Source organism: Hydrogenophaga sp. (assembly GCF_051007235.1).
Taxonomy (GTDB): domain Bacteria; phylum Pseudomonadota; class Gammaproteobacteria; order Burkholderiales; family Burkholderiaceae_C; genus Hydrogenophaga.
The window spans coordinates 1-5,977 of the sequence record NZ_JBPCSJ010000304.1 but is presented as its reverse complement, the minus strand read 5'-3'; the positions used below and the strand labels follow the sequence as shown (position 1 = coordinate 5,977).

The 5,977-nt window shown below is 69.5% G+C and carries 2 protein-coding genes; both read right to left on the bottom strand.

Features of this window, described 5'->3' with window-relative positions:
* A partial coding sequence (locus ACR2JA_RS10735; protein WP_434009074.1) for a penicillin-binding protein activator occupies positions 1–791 on the bottom strand: 791 nt, incomplete at its 3' end.
* 249 nt (positions 792–1,040) lie between these two features.
* Positions 1,041–5,948, bottom strand: coding sequence for a hypothetical protein (locus tag ACR2JA_RS10730; protein WP_434009073.1), 4,908 nt, complete (start codon positions 5,946–5,948; stop codon positions 1,041–1,043).
* Positions 5,949–5,977 lie beyond the last annotated feature (29 nt).

The following is a 5,977-nucleotide window of genomic DNA, read 5'->3' as shown; positions in this document are numbered from 1 at the left end:
CCTTCGGTCAGGAAGCCCGAGCCATAGAGCTGGATGGTCTTGGACAAGCCGGCGGCGTGGAAGTCGCGCAGGAACTTGGCGGCACCGCCGCCAGCGAAGAAGCAGGCCACGGCGTCGGGCTTGAGGGCGGCGATTTCGGTCAGCAGGGCCTGGAATTCCACGTTCGGGAAAGGCAGACCCAGCTTCTTGACGATGGTGCCGCCGGCCGCGGTGTAGCTCTGCTCGAAACCTTCGAAGGCCTCGTCGCCCGCCGCGTAGTTCCAGGTGATCCACACGGCCTTCTTGTGGCCACGCTCGACCATGGCCTTGCCCAGCGCCAGGGTCGGCTGCGAGTTGCTGAACGAGGTGCGGAACACGTTGGGGGCGCACTGGGCGCGGGTGGCGATGTGCACGCCGGCGTTGGGGATCAGGTTGAGCACGCCGGATTCGCGCGCCACCTTGTGGATGCCCATCTGCACGCCCGAGTGCACGGTGCCGACCAGCACGTCCACCTTGTCGCGCTGGACCAGGCGGTTAGCGTTCTCGATGCCCTTGGCCGGGTTGGACTCATCGTCGACCTTGAAGAACTCCACCTCGCGGCCGCCGAGCTTGCCGCCTTGCTCGTTGAGCGCCATGCGGAAGCCATTTTCAATGGCCACCCCCAGCTGCGCGAAGGTGCCGGTGTACGGCAGCATGAAGCCCACGCGCACCTTGTCGGACTGGGCGCGCACGATCTGCGGCAGCAGCAGGCCGGACGATGCGGCACCGATGATGGCGGCGCTGCGGGTGAGGACAAGGCGGCGAGAGGTCATGAAGGGTCTCCGGTGAAGTGTTGTGCAGGCACTGTAGGCAGCAGCGCCCGGATTGGCGATACTGGCTTACCCGTACTTTAGATATGAACTATCAAGCTGTGAACAACCTTCGTTGTTCCTTGGCAAAATAGTGCTCGCGCATGCAGTATGTTGCATGCGGTGCGGCGGAGGCACCGGGGGAAACCCTTGAAGCTGCAAACAGCTGAAGACCCGTTTCGGGCCTGATGGCGTCTGTGGGCGGGTGGTCGTTCAGTGGCGTGTACGCGAGTGCAGCCTGTACCAGTCGCGCACGAAGGTTCTCACCAGCATCCGGATCGATTCCTCGCTGCTGGCGGCCGCTTCACTGCCGGTGACCTGCAAGACCCAGGCGATGATCAGTTGTTCTTCGCTGGCCGCCATGCCGCCGACCGCAGTTTTGTTGCCCAAGCCCCCCTTGCGGGGTTCCACGCCCGTCTGCTCCTTGAGCAGGTGCTCCAGTCCACGCGAGGCAGCGGGGGCGCCAGCCCTGGCCATGGGCATGTGCAGCTGAGGTGACTGCAACGGCGCCAGGGTCTGCTGCCATTTGAGCTGCCCGGTTTCCGTGAGATGGGCGGACATCGGTCCTGTGATCAGTGCGCCGGTGTTGCGTGCGGACTCGGTGCCGAAAATCAGGTGCGAAGTCGCACCCAGCATGCTCAGCTGATCGCGGCTCATCGGTACCGTGGTGTGGCCCGTCTGGCTGAACAGGCGCATTTGTTCGGCCAGTTGCCGGTCGTTCATCCCGGTGCCGGCCATCAGTCCCGGCAGTGCGGTGTGGGCCAGATGCGGGTAGGCACCAGAAGAGCCCGGGATGTGCACGCGGTCCAGTGGGCCGCCCTGCTTGCCCATGCGGGCACGACCCTCCAGCACAGACAGGCCGCCGCCCTGGATGACACCGGGGTGGTAGTTGACGGTGTGCGGGTTCCACTGGTCGTACTTGTAGGTCTGACCAAAGTGAATGGCCTTGTGTTGATCCAACTGGCTGCGCATCTGCATCGCATGGCCAGCCACGTCCAGCGGGGACTGGATGGTGGAAGGCCCTGACCCGGTGGCAGTGTTCTGCATGGTCTGCACCTGCGGATGGGTCAGCAGCTCTTCTTTCACCACTTGCCGGATCAGCACCGACAGCTGGGCTCCACTGAACACCAGGCCCGCACCAAAGGTTTCTTCGGGATTGACCTTGGCGGTCAGCGACAGCGAAGTCCCGGAACGCTTGAGCTTGAGGGAAGTCAGCAGGTGGCGCACGCGCCAGGCCTGGAGCTGCAGCCATAGACGTGGCCTGGACACCCCGCGAGCGAGCAAGGACTGCAGCGCAGGCGTTATGGCCGTCACTGCCTTTTTCAAGCGCTCCCGCTTGGCGGCTTCCTTGTCCTTCTGTTTCTGGCCTGCGTCCTTCTTTTTTCCCGCGTTCTTGGCGTCCTTCTTCGCCCGCCGCTTCGCCCGCCAGTCGCCCAGCTTCTTCTTCCCCTTCTGGAACGCGCCACCGATCTTCCGGGCCACCTTCTTCAGCGCGCCGCCCACCTTCTTCATTGCGGCCTTGACCTTGGCCATGATCTTCTGGGCAATGGCCTTGACCTTGGCGCCCACTTTGCTGGCCGGGCCGCGCAGTTTCTTGAGCAGCCAGTTGGCAACAAAGTCGATCACCACGATGGCGGCCGAGGCCAGCAGTTCCGCAAAACTGGGACCGGCGCCGCCCGACTTGACGGCCTTGAGGAAGGACACGAACTTGCCCAGCGCGGCGATGATGCGCTGCACCGTGCCCCAGGCGGCCTGCAGGCCTTCGATGATCGCCATCACCGCGCCGGCGGCCGGCACGATCATGGCCGCCACTTTCTCGATCAGCAGCTGGATCAGCGCCTGCGGGATGGCGGCCTTGAGGGCCTCGAAGGCCATCTTGCCCACGTCCTTGATGGCGATGCCGCCTTTCTTGAGCACGTTCCAGATCGCGGTGCCCACGCCCAGCACCTGTTCGAGCTTGTCGTCGAACCAGCCCTTGACCGCCGTCTTGAACGCCTTCCACAGGTGGTTCTTCACCCCGTCCATCACGGCCGCGCCCAGGTTGGCGATCCAGCCGCCGGGGTTGGCTGCGATGTCCTTGATGAGCACGATGAAGGTGCCCACCAGGTCGGCCACCGCCTTGGCCGCCTTGATGGCGCCGTCCACCACGGCCTTGGCCGCGTCCAGCACCATGAACATCGCCTTTTTGTAGGCGTCCAGCAGGAACTCGAAGGCCTTGCCCAGCGCGTCCAGCAGCTTGGTCACGCCCTTCTTCAAGGCGTCGGCCAGGCGGTTGACCGCGTTTTCGGCGGCCTTGACCTTGGCCTCGATGAAGCTGCGGAAGCGCCGCTTCAGGTTGGGAAAGGCGGCCAGCAGCGCGTCGCCCAGCGCGATCAGCGCGGCACCCACGGCCTTGATGATGGAGACGATGGCCTTGCGCGCGGCCTCGATCACCGCCACCGCCAGCTTCTTGGCCTTGTCGATGGCCGCGCGCACCAGCCGTTTGGCGGCGTCGAAGATCGCGGTGATGCCGCGCTTGAGGGCGTTGAAGAACGACGAGACCTTGCTGGAGAGCCAGCCGAACACGCCGCCCGATTCCTTTTTCGCTTCGGCCTTTTTGGCTGCAGCATCGCGCTCGGCGCCGGCCTTGGCTTCGCTGGCTTCGCGCTCCCCGTCGCCAATGTGCTGGGTCGCCTTGTCGTCGGCCTGGCGCTGTTCCTGGTGCACCTGGGTGTGGCCTTTGGCCAGTTCCTGGCCGGCCTTCTGGCCGGTGGCGTCGACGGCCTTGCGTTGCTCGGCCGTCCAGTCGCTGCGGGCCTTGGCCACTTCGTTGCGGGCGCCGGCCTTTTCGGCGGCCTGCTCGGCGGCGTTCTCGGCCCGCAGTGCGGCCATCTGTTCGTCGTTCTGGCGCTTCTCGGCGCTCACCTTCTGCTGGTGTTCGCCTTTTTTGCCCGCCATCTGCGCCTGTGCCTGGGCCATGGCCGCGCGCACCTCCGAACCCTTCTTTTCGTTGGCGATGATGGCCAGGCCTTCGGCCGACGCGCCTGCTTCGGCGGCGCCCTTGCCGCCAGCGGCCGCGCCGCCCTGGGCGATCTCGGGGGGCTTGAGCACTTCGCGTGGCCGGGTCGAACGGATGGCGTTTTCGCCCGCCGGGGCGGCAGCGTCGGCCGCGCCCTGGCGGGCCTGGGTGGCGGCGGTCCGGTCCAGCTCGGCCTTTTGCTGGTCGGCGCTGGCCGGGTCCGCCTCGCCGCTGAGCTGCACCTGCGGCGGCGCGCCCGCGGGCACGTCCAGGCCCGGGTCGTGCGTGGGCAGCGCGTCCACTGCACCTTGCACGCGGGCACCGTCTTCGCTGGAGACCTTGCCGCCTTCACCGGCGCTCACCTGCGGCTCGGCCACGCTGGCCGCAGGGGCCGGGCCGGCCGGCGGCGTCGGCGCGGGCTGGGGTGTGGCTAGCGAAGCCCCGGGCTGGACCACCTGCGGCCGGGTGGCCTGGGCCTCGCCGGGTAGGGGCTGCACCGCGCTGGCCGGCGCGCCGTCTTCGCCCACCTCGGGGCTGGGCATCTGTTCTTGCAGGGCCTGGCCTTCTTCGCCCGCGGTGCGCTCGATGGCGCTGCCCACACCGCCCAGCGCGGCCCCGGCCTGCACCGGGCCCAGCGATGCGGCCGCGCCCAGACCATCGGCCGGGTCTTGCGCGGCCAGGTCGGGTGGGGCGGCCTCATCGGTGGCGGGTGCCGCTGCGCCACCGCCCCCACCACCGCCGGCCGCACCGGCGCCGCCACCGTCACCCCCACCGCCCACGTTTTCGCCCAGGTCGGCCAGGCCCGCCCCGGCCTCGGCTGACGAGAGTTCGGCCCCCACTGGCGCCGATGCGCCGGCGCTGGCGTCGGCCTGCTGTTCGGCCTGGTCGTCGGCGTGTTCTTCGCTCGCGGCTTCGGCCACCCGCTGGCTGTCCTGGCTGTGTTCGCGCGCTTCGCTGGCCGTCTGGGCGCGCTGCGCGGCGTCGGGGTCGGTCTGGGGGGGGGCGCTGGCCGCGGTTGCGGTGGGCGCGGCCGCGGCCGGGGTGTCGCCGTCGCCCATGTCGGCGCCGGTGGCGGCTGCTCCACCCGCTGGGTCGGCCGCGCCTGATTCGCCGGTGTCCGCCGCGGCACCCGCGGGTGGTGCGGTGGCGGCGTCGGCCTCGCTGGAGCCGCTGTCTGCCGCGCCCGTGGGTTCGGCGTGGGCTTCTTCGGCGGCGGCCTCGGGGTGGGCCGCTGCCATTTTGTCTTCGGTCTGTTCCTGCACCGCTTCGGCCGCGCCGCCGTCGGCGCCTGCCGACGTTGCCGCGGTGTCGGTGGCGGCTTCACCACCGCCGGCGCTGCCCGCATCGCCGGCCGCTTGGGTGGCGCCCGCACCGCCTGGAACAGCACCGGCGGCACCACCCGCCGACCCTGCGCCAGCGGCTGAAGCGGTGGGGGCAGCCCTTGTGGCGGCTGGCGCAGCGGCGGGCTTGGCTTTTGGGGCGGAGGTTGGGGATGCGTCTGCGGTGGGCGGCTGGGCTTTCGTGGCCCGCTCGGCGGCTTCGCCTTTCAGGCGGGGCGGACTGTTCTGGCGGGCCTTGCCGTCGGGGGCCTGGGCCTTCGCCTGTTCTTTGGCGGCGGCTTCGCCGGCGGCCCCGGCTGGATGGGGTGCCGGGTCGGCGATGGCCGCCTCGCGCGGGCTGTGCGCCGCATGCGCTGTCGCCACCGCCTCGCCCGCGGGGCCGTTGACCCGCGGTGCCGGTGCCGGTGTCTGCTGCGGTGAGGGTGCCGCAGCGCCGGCCGCCGCGGTGGTGGAGGCCGGCGCGGGGCCGGTGCTGCCGTGGTCCGTTGCACTCGGCGGCGTGGTTTCGGTGGCACGCCCTGCGGCGCTTTGCAGGTAGTGCGGCAGGCTGCTGGCGCGGGCCTGTATGGGGTTGGGCTGCGCGCGGTTGGAAGCGGCGTGGTTTGGTTGGCCTTGCGATGTGTCGGCGTTGGGCGTGGTGGGCGCGTGGCCGGTCGCTGTGCGGCTGGTCTGCCCCGGCCCGCCAGGCGGGTGCCTGCGCTCGGCCCCGCGAGCGGCCACCGACGCGGTCGCCGGGGCTGGCCGGCCGGTCGCCTGCGGGGTGGGACGGGGCGCCTCGAACACAGCCGACTCCTTTTCAGTCGCTCACAGGC